The sequence below is a fragment of the Bradyrhizobium sp. CFUWI genome (assembly GCF_056429085.1).
The window spans coordinates 1-15,895 of the sequence record NZ_JBWJZE010000001.1; the positions used below are offsets into that span (position 1 = coordinate 1).

15 protein-coding genes and 1 pseudogene are annotated in these 15,895 nt (G+C 65.0%); 5 read left to right on the top strand and 11 right to left on the bottom strand.

The window, feature by feature from the left end:
* Positions 1-263: pseudogene (locus AC066S_RS00005) on the bottom strand (hypothetical protein); the annotation flags it as partial.
* 27 nt (positions 264-290) lie between these two features.
* The gene (locus AC066S_RS00010; protein ID WP_478268624.1) at positions 291-662 is read right to left on the bottom strand and encodes a winged helix-turn-helix transcriptional regulator; all 372 of its coding nucleotides are present in this window, start codon (positions 660-662) and stop codon (positions 291-293) included.
* Positions 663-770: 108 nt separating this feature from the next.
* Between AC066S_RS00010 and AC066S_RS00015 the strand changes: the two genes are divergently transcribed.
* Entirely contained in the window at positions 771-1,475 is a 705-nt protein-coding gene (locus AC066S_RS00015; RefSeq protein ID WP_478268625.1) for a glutathione S-transferase family protein, read from the top strand.
* A 27-nt stretch (positions 1,476-1,502) separates the two neighbouring features.
* Here AC066S_RS00015 and AC066S_RS00020 read toward each other — a convergent pair whose 3' ends face one another.
* Genes AC066S_RS00020 through cyoA form a run of 7 tightly spaced genes read right to left on the bottom strand, consistent with a single transcriptional unit; the run spans position 1,503 to position 8,431 of the window.
* A complete protein-coding gene (locus AC066S_RS00020; protein ID WP_126260962.1) occupies positions 1,503-2,036 on the bottom strand; it encodes a response regulator transcription factor in 534 nt (177 codons plus the stop codon).
* Positions 2,026-3,423, bottom strand: a complete 1,398-nt coding sequence (locus AC066S_RS00025) for an ATP-binding protein (RefSeq protein ID WP_164719006.1) — start codon at positions 3,421-3,423, stop codon at positions 2,026-2,028. The genes AC066S_RS00020 and AC066S_RS00025 overlap by 11 nt, the downstream gene beginning before the upstream one ends.
* A complete protein-coding gene (locus AC066S_RS00030) occupies positions 3,395-4,258 on the bottom strand; it encodes an SURF1 family protein (RefSeq protein ID WP_478268626.1) in 864 nt (287 codons plus the stop codon). Before AC066S_RS00030 ends, AC066S_RS00025 begins: the two co-directional genes overlap by 29 nt.
* On the bottom strand, positions 4,255-4,635 hold the full coding sequence (gene cyoD / locus AC066S_RS00035) for a cytochrome o ubiquinol oxidase subunit IV (protein ID WP_126260965.1): 381 nt from the start codon (positions 4,633-4,635) through the stop codon (positions 4,255-4,257). Before cyoD ends, AC066S_RS00030 begins: the two co-directional genes overlap by 4 nt.
* Positions 4,632-5,261: a cytochrome o ubiquinol oxidase subunit III gene (cyoC, locus tag AC066S_RS00040; RefSeq protein ID WP_135171440.1), complete on the bottom strand. Its 630-nt coding sequence runs from the start codon at positions 5,259-5,261 to the stop codon at positions 4,632-4,634. Before cyoC ends, cyoD begins: the two co-directional genes overlap by 4 nt.
* Positions 5,262-7,259, bottom strand: coding sequence for a cytochrome o ubiquinol oxidase subunit I (gene cyoB / locus AC066S_RS00045; protein ID WP_135171439.1), 1,998 nt, complete (start codon positions 7,257-7,259; stop codon positions 5,262-5,264). It lies immediately after the preceding gene.
* Between the two features lie 11 nt (positions 7,260-7,270).
* Positions 7,271-8,431 carry a ubiquinol oxidase subunit II gene (cyoA, locus tag AC066S_RS00050; protein WP_135171438.1) on the bottom strand — a complete coding sequence of 387 codons (1,161 nt, stop codon included), beginning with the start codon at positions 8,429-8,431 and terminating at the stop codon, positions 7,271-7,273.
* Positions 8,432-8,611: 180 nt separating this feature from the next.
* Here cyoA and AC066S_RS00055 point away from each other — a divergent pair, with 180 nt between their 5' ends.
* Entirely contained in the window at positions 8,612-9,940 is a 1,329-nt protein-coding gene (locus AC066S_RS00055) for an MFS transporter (RefSeq protein WP_126260969.1), read from the top strand.
* Positions 9,941-10,195: 255 nt separating this feature from the next.
* On the opposite strand, the gene AC066S_RS00060 is transcribed toward AC066S_RS00055, so the two are convergent.
* Both AC066S_RS00060 and AC066S_RS00065 read right to left on the bottom strand, forming a co-directional pair.
* Positions 10,196-11,587 carry a M48 family metalloprotease gene (locus tag AC066S_RS00060; RefSeq protein WP_245481505.1) on the bottom strand — a complete coding sequence of 464 codons (1,392 nt, stop codon included), beginning with the start codon at positions 11,585-11,587 and terminating at the stop codon, positions 10,196-10,198.
* 135 nt (positions 11,588-11,722) lie between these two features.
* Entirely contained in the window at positions 11,723-12,520 is a 798-nt protein-coding gene (locus AC066S_RS00065) for a thermonuclease family protein (protein WP_478268627.1), read from the bottom strand.
* A 327-nt stretch (positions 12,521-12,847) separates the two neighbouring features.
* On the opposite strand from AC066S_RS00065, the gene AC066S_RS00070 reads away from it, so the two are divergent.
* The 3 genes from AC066S_RS00070 to AC066S_RS00080 all read left to right on the top strand — a co-directional run bounded on the left by AC066S_RS00070 (position 12,848) and on the right by AC066S_RS00080 (position 15,768).
* The gene (locus tag AC066S_RS00070; protein ID WP_478268628.1) at positions 12,848-14,053 is read left to right on the top strand and encodes an ABC transporter substrate-binding protein; all 1,206 of its coding nucleotides are present in this window, start codon (positions 12,848-12,850) and stop codon (positions 14,051-14,053) included.
* A gap of 174 nt (positions 14,054-14,227) precedes the next feature.
* Positions 14,228-15,016: an enoyl-CoA hydratase gene (locus AC066S_RS00075; protein ID WP_478268629.1), complete on the top strand. Its 789-nt coding sequence runs from the start codon at positions 14,228-14,230 to the stop codon at positions 15,014-15,016.
* Positions 15,017-15,018: 2 nt separating this feature from the next.
* On the top strand, positions 15,019-15,768 hold the full coding sequence (locus AC066S_RS00080) for a VOC family protein (RefSeq protein ID WP_478268630.1): 750 nt from the start codon (positions 15,019-15,021) through the stop codon (positions 15,766-15,768).
* Positions 15,769-15,895 lie beyond the last annotated feature (127 nt).

Here is a 15,895-nt window from a genome sequence, read left to right on the forward strand (position 1 = left end):
ACCCTGACCTGGGCCCAGCCGATCAGTGCGAACAAGCCGAGCAGCGCCACGTAATAGAGTTGCTCCCAGGCCGGGTTGATTACCAGCAGCAGGCAGCCAATGACGACGAGGGCAACATAGCGCGCTCGCACCGCGAGTTGCAGGCCCTCCCGCTTGGCGGATGTCAGCGCGGCTTGTGCGAACTGAACTGTTTCGGCGTCGCGCTTGCTCGGCGCGGGCGAAAGCGCAGCCGGCAGGCTGAAGCGCTCGACGAGCATTGTCACGGCAGTCTCCTTACCTGGGCCTTCGCTTCAAGTCCGCTGCGTCTTTGCGGAGACGCCGATTTCACCCCGACGGTCTTCTCCGTCAGCCCCAGCCGCAACCGACGCCCACCAGTCTCCCAAGGCATCGATCAACGGCACGAGAGCATGACCGGCGGCCGTCAGATCGTACTCTACGCGCAGCGGATATCCGCCGAATTCAGTGCGGCTTACGATACCGGCGTCCTCCAGCTTGCGAAGCTCGAGCGCTAGCATCCTGTGTGAGATGGTCGGATTGTCGCGGCGCAAGTCGCTGAAGCGCTTGGTGCCCTGCTTCAAATAGTAGATCAGCAGCGTCGGCCAGCGACCGCTCAGAATCTGCATCACTTCCTCGATGGGACATCTCGAAACGAGATCCTTCATCGGCGCCTCCAGGTTACAAAAAAGTTCGTAATTTACTTGATGCGGCGAGCGACTAGGGTCGCATCACCGCTGCGCAGCGTGATCATCAGACATCACGGAGAATGGATCATGGACCCAATTCTACTCTACGGCTTCCCGAAGGGAAGCTCCATGGGGCTCGTTGCGGCTCTCGAATGGCTGGGCAAGCCATATCGGCTGTGCCGGGTCGACATGATGGGCGAGATGCGAGACCCGTCATACGCCCGCATCAATCCGCGACATGAGACGCCGGTCTTCATCACCGAGCAGGGCGAGGTGCTGACGGAAACGATGGCGATCGCGGCCTGGTTAGAGGCCAGGGACGTCGAGCGGCGCATCAGCTTCGATCCGCTGTCGCTGCAGGCCGATCGCATGCATCAGCTCATGGCGTTCGTGAATACCGGTTTCACCGCCGCCTTCGCGCCGCTGTGGGCCGCATTGGAAGCCGAAGCGATGGAGCCCGCCGCGAAGTCAACCCTGCGGGCCTTTGGCATAGGAAGGGTCATCGAGCGCCATGACAAGCTCGAAGCGATGATCGAATCACGGCAATTCCTGCTCGGGGAGCGGCCGACCCTTGCCGACGCCGTGCTCGTCGGCGTCGCGCGCTGGCTCGACTTCCACGCGGTCGCGGAGAGGAGCCGCTGGCCGAAGCTGGCGGCGCTGCGAGCTCGCCTCGAAGCCGATCCCGCGATCCTCTACGCCACCGCTCTGGAGGACGGCGACTCTGATCCGGGAACGGGATCGTGCACCGGCCACGTCGCGCTGGCCGAATTGATTGCGCAATTCGGCAAATAGGGAAGCAGGAGGAGCCTCGACGCGCTCCTACTTCACCGGCCGCTTCTCGAGCTTCCTTGCCAGCGTCCGCCGGTGCATGCCGAGCCGCCGTGCCGCTTCCGAGATGTTGAAGTCGGTCTCGATCAGGGTCTGGTGGATGCGCTCCCATTCCAGCGTCTTGATCGAGGTCGGCCGTGCGTCGAGTGCGACCTCGGTGTTCCCCACGGCCTTGGTGAAGGCGGCTTCGATGTCGTCCGTGTTCGAGGGCTTTGCGAGATAATGGCAGGCGCCCAATTTGATGGCCTCCACGGCAGTCGAGATGCTGGCAAAGCCCGTGAGCACCACGATCAGCGTGTCGGGGTCGTGTGTGTGCAGCAGCTCGACGCAGGCGAGGCCCGAGGCGCCACCGAGCTTGAGATCGACCACGGCATGGCCGAAGGAGCGCTCCTCCAGCACCTGGCGCACCTCCTCGATCGAGGCGGCCAGCACGACGTCATAGCCGCGGCGCTCGAACGAGCGCTTCAGCGTGCGCGCGAAGCCGGCATCGTCCTCGACGACAATGAGCGAACGGTCAGGCGTCAAAATTCCCTCCGATCGCCAGCGTTGCCAGCGGCAGCGTCAGGCGGACCGTGGCGCCGCGCTTCCTGTGATTTTCCGCAGTGACGCTGCCCCCAAGCTTGCGCACGACGTTGACCACAAGGAACAGGCCGAGCCCGCCGCCGGCGCGGCCCTTGCTGGAGTGATAGGGCTTTCCGAGCTGCGCCAGCATCTCCAGCGCAAAGCCGGGGCCGCGGTCAGAGATCGACAGCACGAGGTTGTCGCCCTCGCGCTCGGCCACGAGCTCGACCCAGTCGCGCGAGACCTCATAGGCGTTGTCGAGCACGTTGAAGATCACCTGCTTCAAGGCGATGTCGGAGACGATGGCAACGTCCGCGCCGAACGTGTTGACGAAGTAGAGCGTCCGTGCCGAGCGCGCGTTGCGCCATTCGTCAACCAGGGCGGTCACGAAGGCCGTCACCGTGGTCGGCGACGAGCCTTCGCCGCGCGCTTCGCCGGCCGAGACCAGAATGCCCGTCACGATCGACTTGCAGCGCTGCAGCGAGGTCTCCATCTCCGCGAGATCCTCGGCGAGCTCCTGGTCGCTGGCAAGATCCGGCATGCGGCGCCAATCGCTGAGGATGACCGAGAGCGAGGCGAGCGGCGTGCCGAGCTCATGGGCCGCGCCGGAGGCAAGCAGGCCCATGCGCACGATGTGGTCCTGCTCGGCGGCATGCTGGCGCAGCGCCGCCAGATGCGCGTCGCGCTCGCGCAAATTCCTGTTGATGCGGGTGACGAACACGACCAGCAGCACGGCGTTGAGAACGAAGCCGAGCAGCATGCCGAGGACGGTGAGGGTATAGGTTTCGCTCAATGGGTTGGGCGGCAGATCCAGCGGCCGGTACGCCAGGGTCAGCCAGACAAAACTGGCGCAGGTCAGCGCCACCAGTGACCAGGTTGAGCGGGCATCGAGCAGCACCGCGCCGAGCGTCACCTGGAGTAGGAACAGCGAGGTGAAGGGGTTCGTGGCGCCGCCGCTGAGATAGAGCTGCGCGGTCAGCGCGGCCACGTCCAGCATCAAGGCGACCAGCAGCTCGTTGTTGGTGATCGCGGCGCGATGGCGCACCCAGATCAGGCTGGAGACGTTGAGCAGAACCAGCGCGCCGATCACCGCGCCCATCCGCTCCAGCGGCAGGGGGATGCCGAGGCCGAAATGCACGGCGCCGATGGTCACGATCTGGCCGACCACCGCGGTCCAGCGCAGCTGGATCAGCAGCGCCATGTTCTTGCGATTGGTCTCGTCGTCGGTCGGCGTAGCGCCGATCAGTTCGCTGCGCGCATCCGCCTGCGATTGCAGCGTGACGGCCATCCCGCCAAGCGCCTGGCGAGGCGTGCTTCCGCTGTCAGGTCGGCTCGACGATCGTTCCAGCATCTGATCCCGTCCTGCGCGCGGCGACATCTGGGCCGCCGGCCGGTTCGTGGACGAAGCCATTCAGGCCTCTGTTGCGGCGGAACAGCCCGCCGCCGAATGTGACGACAAGCCTGCCGGCCAGCATGAAGGCCAGGGCAAACCACGTCAGCGCGTAGATCAGGTGGTTATTGGGAAAGCGCACCACGGTCAATCCGCCGACGGGACCACCAGCGGATTGTGATCGGGAATCGGCATCGACGAAGAAAGGTGCGACATCGTGCAGGCCGCGGGCCGCCGCGATCGCGGCGACATCCCGCGAGTACCAGCGGTTGTGCTGGGGCACGTTGTTGCGCAGGAACCCGCCTTTGGGCTCGGTGATGCGGAGCAGGCCGGTGATCTCGACCTGGCCGTCCGGATTGCCGTCCCGGCGCGTCGATGCGTCACGTCGCTCCGACGGCACGAAGCCGCGGTTGATCAGGACCTGTGTGCCGTCGTCGCGCTGGAGCGGCGTCAGCACCCAATAGCCCGGGCCTTCCTCGGTGACGGCCTGGACCAGCGTCTCACGGTCATGCAGGAAGCGGCCCTCGAGGCTGACGTGCCTGTATTCGTCGTTGGCGGCGGAAACCGCAGGCCATGACACGGGCGGGGGGATCGGCAGGGCTGCGGCATGGACGCGCTGCTCGACGCGGTCGATCAGGGCCAGCTTCCAGGCGCGGCGCTCGATCTGCCAGATTCCGAGCGCGATCAGAACGACGAAGGCGACAACCGAGAGGACCGTGAGCCACAGGGAAGGGGCCGGCGCAGCCCTGCCGAGCGGCGCGCCCTCCCTGTCCGTCACGGTCCTGACCTCGCTCACTTCATTCCGCTCATCTGGTGCATGGGCATCATGTTGGTGTTGAGGTGGCTCATCACCCACAGCGAACCCGACAGCGCGATCACCACCATGACGATGGTGAAGATCAGGGCCATCATGGTCCAGCCGTTCTCGGACGTCGCGTTCATGTGCAGGAAGTAGATCATGTGCACGACGATTTGCACGACCGCGAAGGCCATGATGACCAGCGCAGTGACCTGCTTGCTCGGCAGCGCGCCGCTCATCACCAGCCAGAACGGGATCGCCGTCAGCACGACCGAGAGCACGAAGCCGAGCATGTAGCTCGAGAACGTGCCGTGGGCGTGGCCGCCTTCGTGATGATGATCGTCGGCGTGGGCGGCATGATGATTGGTGCTCATCGCAGAACTCCCAGGAGATAGACGAAGGTGAAGACGCCGATCCAGACCACGTCGAGGAAGTGCCAGAACATCGACAGGCACATCAGACGGCGGCGGTTGGCCTCGATCAGGCCGAACTTGCCGACCTGCACCATCAAGGTCACCAGCCAGATCAGGCCGCAGGAGACGTGCAGGCCGTGGGTGCCGACCAGGGTGAAGAACGCGGACAGGAAGGCGCTGCGCTGCGGCGTGGCGCCTTCATGGATCATGTGGGCGAACTCGAACAGTTCGATGCCGATGAACGCGGCCCCGAACAGGCCGGTGATCGCCAGCCAGACTTGCGTCTGGGCGACCTTGTTCTGCTGCATCGTCAGCATCGCAAAGCCGTAGGTGATCGACGACAGCAGCAGCATCGAGGTGTTCACCGCGACCAGATCGAGGTCGAACAGGTCCTTCGGCGCCGGGCCGGCGGCATAATTGCCGCCGAGCACGCCGAAGGTGGCGAACAGGATCGCGAAGATGAGGCAATCGCTCATCAGGTAGATCCAGAAGCCGAGCGAGGTGCTCCAGCCTTCCGGATGCGGATGTTCGTCGGCGAGGTAGAACACCGGCTCGCCGGTTTGGGAAGGATTGACAGCGACAGTCATTTACTTGGCTCCGGCGAGCAGTTTGGTGCGCGCGTCCTCGGTCCGGATGACGTCTTCAGCCGGAATGTCGAAGTCGCGGTGATAGTTGAAGGTGTGGCCGATGCCGACGGCGAGCATCGCGATGAAGCTCAACGCCGCCAGCCACCACATGTACCAGATCAGGCCGAAGCCCATCGCGGTGGCGAGGCCGGCGAGGATGATGCCGGTGCCGGTGCTGCTGGGCATGTGGATCGGCTTGAAGCCGGTGAGCGGGCGCTGGTAGCCGCGCCTCTTCATGTCCCACCACGCGTCGTTGTCGTGAACGACGGGGGTGAAGGCGAAGTTGTAGTCCGGCGGCGGCGAGGAGGTCGCCCATTCCAGCGTGCGCGCATCCCAGGGGTCGCCGGTGACGTCCTTGAGCTGCTCGCGCCTGAGGAAGCTGACCGCGAACTGCATCAGCATGCACATGATGCCGAGCAGGACGAGGCCGGCGCCGATCGCGGCGATGACGAACCAGATCTGCAGGGACGGATCGTCGAACACGCGCAGGCGACGGGTCACGCCCATCAGGCCGAGCACGTAGAGCGGCATGAAGGCGAGGTAGAAGCCGGTGACCCAGAACCAGAACGACAGCTTGCCCCAGAACGGATCGAGCCTGAAGCCGAACGCCTTCGGGAACCAGTAGGAGATGCCGGCGAACGCGCCGAACACCACGCCGCCGATGATCACGTTGTGGAAGTGCGCGATCAGGAACAGGCTGTTGTGCAGCACGAAGTCGGCCGGCGGCACCGCCAGCAGCACGCCGGTCATGCCGCCGATCACGAAGGTCAGCATGAAGGCGATGGTCCACATCATCGGCAGCTCGTAGCGGATGCGGCCGCGATACATCGTGAACAGCCAGTTGAACATCTTCGCGCCCGTCGGGATCGAGATGATCATCGTGGTGATGCCGAAGAACGAGTTGACGCTGGCGCCCGAGCCCATCGTGAAGAAATGGTGCAGCCACACCAGGTACGACAGGATAGTGATGACGACCGTGGCGTAGACCATCGAGGTGTAGCCGAACAGCCGCTTGCCGGAGAAGGTCGAGGTGACTTCCGAGAAGATGCCGAAGGCCGGGAGAACCAGGATGTAGACCTCGGGGTGGCCCCAGATCCAGATCAGGTTCACGTACATCATCGGGCTGCCGCCGAAATCGTTGGTGAAGAAGTTGGTGCCGACGTAGCGGTCGAGCGACAGCAGCGCGAGCACGACGGTCAGGACCGGGAAGGAGGCGACGATCAGGACGTTGGTGCAGAGCGAGGTCCAGGTGAACACCGGCATCTTCATCATGGTCATGCCGGGGCAGCGCAGCTTGACGATGGTGCAGATCAGGTTGATGCCGGACAGCGTCGTGCCGACGCCGGCGACCTGGAGTGCCCAGATGTAATAGTCGACGCCGACATCGGGACTGTAGCCGATGTTCGACAGCGGCGGATAGGCCAGCCAGCCGGTGCGGGCGAACTCGCCGATGAACAGCGAGGCCATCACCAGCACCGCGCCGCCGACCGTCATCCAGAAGCTGAAATTGTTCAGGAACGGAAACGACACGTCGCGCGCGCCGATCTGCAGCGGCACGACGTAGTTCATCAGGCCCGTGACCAGCGGCATCGCCACGAAGAAGATCATGATCACGCCGTGGGCGGTGAAGACCTGGTCGTAGTGATGGGCGTTGAGATAGCCTTCCGAGCCGCCGAAGGCGAGCATCTGCTGGCCGCGCATCATCAGCGCGTCGGCAAAGCCGCGCAGCAGCATCACGATGCCGAGGATCATGTACATGATGCCGATGCGCTTGTGGTCCACCGTGGTGAACCATTCGCGCCAGAGATAGCCCCAGAGGCGGAAATAGGTGAGGCCGCCGAGCAATGCGGCGCCGCCGAGCGCGACCACCACGAAGGTGCCGACGACGATCGGCTCGTGCAGCGGCAGCGATTCGAAGCCGAGCCGGCCGAAGATGAGCTTGAGAAGATCAGGAGACATGCGAGCTCTCTTTAGGAGTCTGACTTCGGACGCTGTCCGAGGAAGAAGGACGAGGACTTCAGCGGCGTGAACGACGGCCGCTTCAGGCCGGCGCCGAGCAGCGGCGCGGTGTCGACGGGGGCCGTGATGGACGCGGTGGTCCTGCCCTGCGGCGCATCGGGGGTGCAGGTGCCGGCGACGAAGCTCGGCTCGGGCCCGAGTGCGGTGCCGCGGCGGGCGTATTTGTCGTAGGCCAGCGGCAGGGTGTTGTTGAGGCCCTGATGGCCGTTGCCGCCCTTGGCGTCGATCGCCATCATCTCGCTCTGGCACATCTTGCCGGTCTCGACGCACATGTTGAGGATCAGGCGGTAGAGATCGGAATCGACGGTGCCCCAGCGGCGTACCGGCTCGTTCTGGCTCGGCTTTTCGAGTTGGAGATATTCGGCGCGGCCGAGCGAGCCGCCGGCGGATTTGGCCTGCGCGATCCAGGCGTCAAAGCCCTTGTCGTCGAGGCCCTTGAAGTTGAAGTGCATGCCGGAGAAGCCGGCGCCGCTGTAGTTCGCGGAGAAGCCCTTATACGTGCCGGCGTGGTTCACCACCGCGTGGAGCTTCGTCTCCATGCCCGGCATCGCGTAGATCTGGCCGGCGAGCGCGGGGATGTAGAACGAGTTCATCACCGAGGAGGCGGTGATGCGGAAGTTGATCGGGCGATCGACCGGAGCTGCGAGCTCGTTGACGGTGGCGATGCCGTAGTCCGGGTAGATGAACAGCCATTTCCAGTCGAGCGCGACGACGTCGACCTCGAGCGGAGCCTTGGACTGGTCCACGGCGCGGTCGGCATGGATGCGGCCGAGCGTGCGATAGGGGTCGAGCAGGTGCGTGCCCATCCAGGTCAGCGCGCCCAGGCAAACGATGATCAAGAGCGGCGCCGACCAGATCACGAGCTCAAGGGCGGTCGAATGATCCCACTCCGGCTCGTAGCGGGCCGCGGTGTTGGACTGGCGATAGCGCCAGGCGAACAGCACGGTCAGCGCCATCACGGGGAGGACGATCAGGAGCATCAGGACGGTGGAGATGACGACGAGGTCGCGCTGTTGGGCTGCGATATCGCCGGCTGGCGCCAGCACGACGTAGTCGCAGCCGCTGAGCGCGGCAGCCAGAGGTAGTAGCGCCAGGATCTTGAGACGAGACACGGGCCGAGCCTTTGAGAATGAGTTTCTTTTGCGGGGCCAACGGGTAGCTGCGGCGCAACAATCCGGACATTGGACAATTTGTCCAATGTTGCAGTGCGAGATGTTGGGTCAGACAGGGCCAGATTGCCTGGCGCCCGCCGGGCGGTCGGCTTTGGTTTTCAGGACGTTAAGGGCGCACGCATGGCGACGGCACAGACCCCCGCAATGGCAGACCTCCACTCGGGCGAGCATGGCCACGACCAGGCCAGCCCCGGCGAGATCGCCATCGGCGTCATCATCGGCCGCACCTCGGAATTCTTCGACTTCTTCGTCTTCGCGATCGCCTCGGTGATCGTCTTCCCGCGTCTGGTGTTCCCGTTCGCGAGCGAGCTGACCGGCACCCTCTATTCCTTCATGATCTTCGCGCTGGCCTTCATGGCCCGGCCGATCGGCACGGTCATTTTCATGACGGTCGACCGTGCCTACGGCAAGACCGCCAAGCTGATCTCGGCGCTGTTCCTGCTCGGCACCGCGACCGTCGCGCTGGCGTTCCTGCCCGGCTATCACGAGATCGGCGTTGCCGCGATCTGGCTGCTGGCACTGGCGCGCATCGCGCAGGGCCTCGCCTGGGGCGGCGCCTGGGACGGCATGGCCTCGCTGCTGGCGCTGAACGCGCCGCCCTCCCAGCGCGGCTGGTACGCGATGGTGCCGCAGCTCGGCGCTCCGCTCGGGCTGATCGTGGCGAGCGCGCTGTTCGCCTATTTCGCCGGCAATCTCTCGGCCGACGATTTCTTCGACTGGGGCTGGCGCTATCCGTTCTTCGTTGCCTTTGCCATCAACGTCGTGGCGCTGTTCGCGCGCCTGCGCATGGTGACGACGGAGGAATATGCCACGCTGTTCGAGACCCGCGAATTGCAGCCGGCGCGCATCTCCGACACGGTCGCGCGCGAAGGCCAGAACATCATGCTCGGGGCGTTTGCGCCCCTCGCCAGCTTCGCGCTGTTTCACATGGTCACGGTGTTTCCGCTGTCCTGGGTGTTCCTGTTCACCCGCGAAAGCCCGGTGCGCTTCCTGATCATCGAGATCGTCGCAGCGGTGTTCGGCGTCGGCGCGATCGTGGTCTCGGGCATCATCGCCGACCGCGTGGGGCGCAAATCGCTGCTGATGGGATCGGCGATCGCGATCGCGATCTATAGCGGCTTTGCCCCGCAGCTGCTCGACGCCGGCGCATTCGGCGAGACGATCTACATGGTGATCGGCTTCATCCTGCTCGGCCTGTCCTTCGGCCAGTCCTCCGGCGCGATCGCGTCGAACTTCAAGCAGGCCTATCGCTACACCGCCTCGGCGTTGACCTCGGACATGGCCTGGCTGTTCGGCGCCGGCTTCGCGCCGCTGGTCGCGTTGCTGCTCGCCACCAATCTCGGCGTCATCGCATCGGGTGCGTATCTGTTGTCCGGCGCGTTCTGGACCCTGCTCGCGCTCTGGCTCAGCGGCCAGCGCGAGGCGGGCGATATGGACGCGGGGCGTTAGGCTCGCGCCGTCGCCGCATCACAGGTGTCGTAGTGTCGTAGGGTGGGCAAAGCGAAGCGTGCCCACCACCTGTTTGCCATTGAGGAAGTTCGTGGGCACGGCGCTGCGCGCCTTTGCCCATCCTACGGCACTGTATCCGATTGAGAGAGGTGGTGGGCACGCTTGCGCTTTGCCCACCCTACGCAGCGCAATCTGTCGCTCCAGATCCCGGGTTCGCGCTAAGCGCGCCCCGGGATGACGTGCGCTTAGCGCACGTCAATCCGCCACGATCTTCACACGATCGCGCACCTTTACCTGCGCGCTGCGATCGAGCCCGTTGAGCATGCGGAAGCGCTCGGCGGGGTGATCGACGCCGGCCATGCGGTGGGAGAGCGATTCCACGGTATCGCCGGGCTGCACGGTGATGACCTTGATGCGCAGCGGGCGGGCGGCCTGGATCTCGTCGAGCGTCAGGCGGCGGAACGAATTGACGGTCTCGCGCGCGTTGCGCTCGCTCTCGGTCGATTTCTGCCTTGTCGCGAAGATGAAACGATAGACGTCGCTGCCGAACCGCAGCGCATAGACCTTGAACTGCCACTGGTCGCCCTTGGCGGCGGCGGACGCGGCCGGGAAGCCGTTGATGGTGAGGTCTTCGGTGGACGCCTTCTCGACGCCCTCCATCCAGCCGGAGTTCAGATAGTCGCCGAGCGACTGCTCCGCCGGCACCCGCACCACGTCGAAACGCATCGCCTGTGCGCCGCCCTCGCGCACGCCGATCACGGCCTGGGCGGTGTTGTCGAGCGTGAAATTGTCCGGCGCCTGGAAGGTGAAGCCCAGCTTCGGATGCAGGAAGCGGCGGCCGCGCACGAAACCTTCGCTGGGGTCTTCGCCGTAAACGAGGTTGTCGATCGCGGCGAGATAGCTCTCGCGGTCGCGCTCGGCGCCTTCGGGCGCAGTGTATTGCCGCGCGATATTCTGCGCGTTCTGCACGCGCTCCGGGGTTGCCGGATGCGACGAGGTGAAATCCTGCGCGCGCGGATCGAGCGAAGACTTGCCGGCCTTCAGCTCGGCATTGCGCTCCATCGCCGAGAGGAAGCGCGCCGCACCGTAGGGGTCGAAATGCGCCTTGGCGGAAATGCCCACCCCGATGCCGTCGGCCTCGAGCTCCTGCTTGCGCGAGAAGCTCGCCATGGTGAGCTTGGTCTTGGCCAGCGCCAGCGCCGTGAGATCGGGATCGTTGCTCATGTCGGTGACGACGCGGGTGACGATCGCGGCCTGGCGCGCCTGGTCCTCGCGCATCGCCGCGTGCTTGGACAGTACATGCGCCATCTCGTGGCTGAGCACGGAGGACAATTCCGAGGTGTCGCTCGCAAGCGCAAGCAGGCCGCGCGTGACATAGAGCTGGCCGTTCGGCAGCGCGAAGGCGTTCACCGCGCCGGAATTGAGGATGGTGACCTTGTAGCCCTGGTCGGGACGGTCGGAGGCCGCGACCAGCCGGTCGACCGTCTTGCTGACGAGCGATTCGAGCCTGGGATCGTCATAGGTCCCGCCATAGCTCGCCAGGATGCGCTCGTGCTCCTTCTCGGTCGCGGGGGTCTGCGCGATGGCCGGCTTGGGCTTCGGCATCGCGACGGCCGGAGGGGTCGCGGCAGCCTGGAACCGGCCCATGTCGCCGCAACCCGCCAGCGCTGTGCTCAGGACAAGGCATAGCGCAGCCGGCGCAGCCCGCAGGCGGCGGCCATCACCTCGTCCGTGCCGTTCTAGCACCCCATTCACGTCGCTTAACCCGTGTCCGGCCCCGCTCTAAGGCCTTACCCCTGTCGATTCGTTTGCGCCCAGCAACTCGACCTGTCCTACGAGGCGTATATCGATCCGCGGCCCCGTATTGCCCTCAACCCAGCCCCGAACTCGAATACGCTTGTTCTCCAAGGACTTAAGGGAAATGCCAGCGCTTTCGAACGCCGGCAGCGTGCGTTTGGAGATAGTCGCCGCAAAGCCCCGTGTCCAGCTTCGTCCGAAGTTGAGGTAGGTCATTGCCCCAGCTTGCCGGACGGACAGGACTTTGCCCTCGACCACCACAAAACGCCCGATCCCTGCCAAAATATCGTCCGGACTTTCCGCGTTTTTTATGGCCGACGGGTCAGCCCAACTGCCCTTTTTTTGGCGCCGGGCTGCGGCCTCCGACGCCATCAGGGCGGCTGCACAGTCCTTGTCCGTGATCTCGGCCGAGACCATGGCCTCGCCCTGCGCCAGCAGCATCGCCTGCACCGGATTGTCGCTTTCGCCGATGAAGACCAGGGCGCCCTGGCGGCCATAGCGGTCCGGCGTATCGTCGCTGCCGCGGAGCCTGACGTCGCGGCCGGCGAGCAGCGACGCCAGCGCCGGCTTCGTCGTCGCCGCGGGCTCGATTCCCATGAGACGGATTTCGCGGCCGTCGTCGAGACGCACGCTGCGCGCATCGACGATGGCGGCGACGCGACCTTCGCCTTGAAACTCGAACTGGCATGGTGTCGCGAGCGCGGTGTGACTCGCGATGAGAAGGAATACGATGATGAGCTGAAGCAGTTGCGTCACGTGACCCGGAGAGGTTGCGTTGCGCACGAACTATAACTCAAACGCAGTAGGTCGCGAAGAGGGCTCGTCCTACTCCTCGTCATTGCGAGCGCAGCGAAGCAATCCGAAGTCCCTCCGGGGAAAGATCCTGGATTGCTTCGCTACGCTCGCAATGACGGCGGAGGCACTCTTCCGCATCTCGCCATTCCGTTTTGCGGAAAGCGCACGATTGATCATTCATTTTGCATCGCCGCTCGCGCTTGCTGCGCTCTTGCGCATGCGGCATGATTGCGGCAACAGCGATTGCCAAGAACCAACCAAGAGCAATAACCAAGCCGCCATCAGAGCACGGCGCGATAAGGGAGATCGTTTTCCATGAAGACTGTTTTGTCGGGCATTTTTGCCGCCGCATTTGCCCTCAATGCGAGCGCCGCGCAGGCCCAGGACAAGCCACCTCTCAAGATCGGCGGTATCTTGGACATGTCGAGCCTCTATGCCGACATCACCGGCTCCGGCAGCGAGACCGCGGCCAAGATGGCGGTGGAGGACTTTGGCGGCGAAGTGTTGGGGCGCAAGATCCAGGTGCTCGCGGCCGACCATCAGAACAAGGCCGATCTCTCCGGCAACATCGCCCGCGACATGCTCGACAATCAGGGCGTCGAGATGATCTACGACGTCGCCGCCTCGGCGACCGCGCTTGCGGCCGGCGAGATCGCAAAGGCGCGCAACAAGATCATCATGTTCAACGGCCCTGGCTCGATCCGTCTCACCAACGAGGCCTGCGGTCCCTACACCGTCCACTACGTGTTCGACACCTACGGCCAGGCCAATGTGACTGGCCTTGCGGCGGTGAAGACGGGCCTCGACAGCTGGTACTTCCTCACTGCCGACTACGCCTTCGGCCAGGACCTGGAGAAGGACACCAGTGCCGTCGTGACCAAGACCGGCGGCAAGGTGCTGGGCAGCGTGCGCCATCCGCTCAACACCTCGGATTTCTCGTCCTTCCTGCTGCAGGCGCAGGCCTCCAAGGCCAAGGTGATCGGGCTCGCCAATGCCGGCGGCGACACCGTCAACGCCATCAAGCAGGCGGCCGAGTTCGGGATCATGAAGGGCGGCCAGAAGGTTTCGCCGCTGCTCGTCTTCGTCACCGACATCGACTCGATCGGCCTCGAGACCGCGCAGGGGCTGCTGCTGGCGGAAGCGTTCTACTGGGACATGAACGACGAGACGCGCGCGTTCTCCAAGCGCTTTCAGGAGCGCGTGAAGCGGCCGCCGACCTCGGCGCAGGCCGGCGTCTACTCCTCCGTCACGCATTACCTGAAGGCGGTGAAGGCGGCCGGCACGACCGATTCGGCCGCCGTGATGAAGGTGATGAAGGAGACGCCGATCAACGACTTCTTCGCCAAGAACGGCAGGATCCGCGAGGACGGCCGCATGATCCACGACATGTACCTGTTCGAGGTGAAGAAGCCGTCGGAGTCGAAGGGCCGCTGGGACGATTACAAGCTGCTCGCCACCGTCCCCGGCAACGAGGCGTTCCAGTCGCTGGAGCAGTCGCGCTGTCCGCTGGTGAAGAAGTGACGGCGTGAGTCGTCGAGACGACGAGCGCGCCAACAGTAGGTCGTCATCCCGGGGCTCGCGAAGCGAGAACCCGGGATCCATCGGGCGGCAGGGACGGTTGAGAGATGGATTCCGGGTTCGCGCCAAGGGGGCGCGCCCCGGAATGACGGAGCAAAACAACAAGGGAGACGCCCCATGAACGACATGGTCCTGCAAAAGCTCGAAGGTGGGCTGCTCACCATCACCATGAATCGCCCGGAGCGGAAGAACGCGCTCAATCCGGAGATGGTGGTCGGGCTGGTCGAGGCGGCGCGCCGCGCGGCCGACGATCCCGAGGTGCGCGCCGTTCTGTTCAAGGGCGCCGGCGGATCGTTCTGCGTCGGCGGCGACGTCAAGTCGATGGCGGCCGGCCGCGCGCCGCTGCCGTTCGAGCAGAAGCTTGCGAATCTGCGCCGCGGCATGGAGGTCTCGCGCATCCTGCACCAGATGCCCAAGCCGGTGGTGGCGCAGCTCGACGGCGCGGCGGCCGGCGCCGGCCTGTCGATGGCGCTGTCCTGCGACCTGCGCATCGCCTCCGAATCCTGCAAGATCACCACGGCCTTTGCCAAGGTCGGCTTCTCCGGCGATTACGGCGGCACCTATTTCCTCACCCAGCTGCTCGGCAGCGCGCGGGCGCGCGAGCTCTATCTGATGTCGCCGGTGCTGACCGCGAGGGAAGCGCACGCGATCGGCATGGTGACCAGGGTGGTGCCCGATGCCGAGGTCGACGCCGCGGCCCACGAGCTCGCGCTGTCGCTGGCGCAAGGGCCGTCGATCGCGCTCGGCTTCATCAAGCGCAACATCAACAATGCCGAGCATCTGGCGTTGGAGGATTGCTTCGACGGCGAGGCCATCCACCACACCCGCTGCGGCGACACCGAGGACCACAAGGAGGCCGCCAAGGCCTTCGTCGAGAAGCGCAAGCCGACCTTCAAAGGCGCATGACCATGGCGCCCTATATGCGGCTACGCCAGATCTGCCTCGTCGCGCCGCAGCTCGCGCCCGTCGTCTCCGACATCGCGGAGATCATGGGTCTTGCCGTCTGCTACCGCGACGGCAATGTCGCGAAATACGGCCTGGAGAACGCGCTGCTCCCGGTCGACACGATCCTGCTCGAGGTGGTCGCGCCCTTCAAGGACGGCACCACGGCCGGCCGCTTCATCGAGAAGACCGGCGGTCGCGGCGGCTATATGGCAATCTTCTGCTGCAACGATCCCGACGAGCGCGGACGCCATGCGAACGCGATGGGCGTGCGCACCGCCAACGTCATCGATCACGCGCCCTATCACGGCGTGCAGCTCCACCCCCGCGACTGCCGCGCCGCCTTCATCGAGTTCAACCACACCGAAGGCAGCGACGATATTCTGGGCGCGTATCCGCCGGCGGGACCGGACTGGCAGAAGTTCATTCGCAAGGACGTGACGCAGGCGCTGACGGCGGTGGAGATGCAGAGCCCGAACCCGCAGGAACTGGCGGAGCATTGGGGGAAGATCATCGGTATTGCACCGAGCGGCGATGCCGAACTGAAGCTGCCGAACGCAACCTTCCGCTTCGTCAAGGGCGCCAGCGAGATCATGAGCGCGCTGGAGTTTCGCGTGGCTGATGCTGCACGTGTGCTGCATGCAGCGCGGGCGAAAGGGCACGCGGTCGCGGGGAATGAGTTCTTGCTGGGCGGGGTGACGTTCCGCCTGAGCTGAGTGAGCGAAGCGTAGGGTGGGCAAAGCGACTTGTCCGCCATAGCTCGAAGAGCGACGGCGGAAGCGTGCCCACGCCTGTCGTCGACGCTTCAAGAGATGGTGGGCACGGCGCTTACGCGCCTTTGCC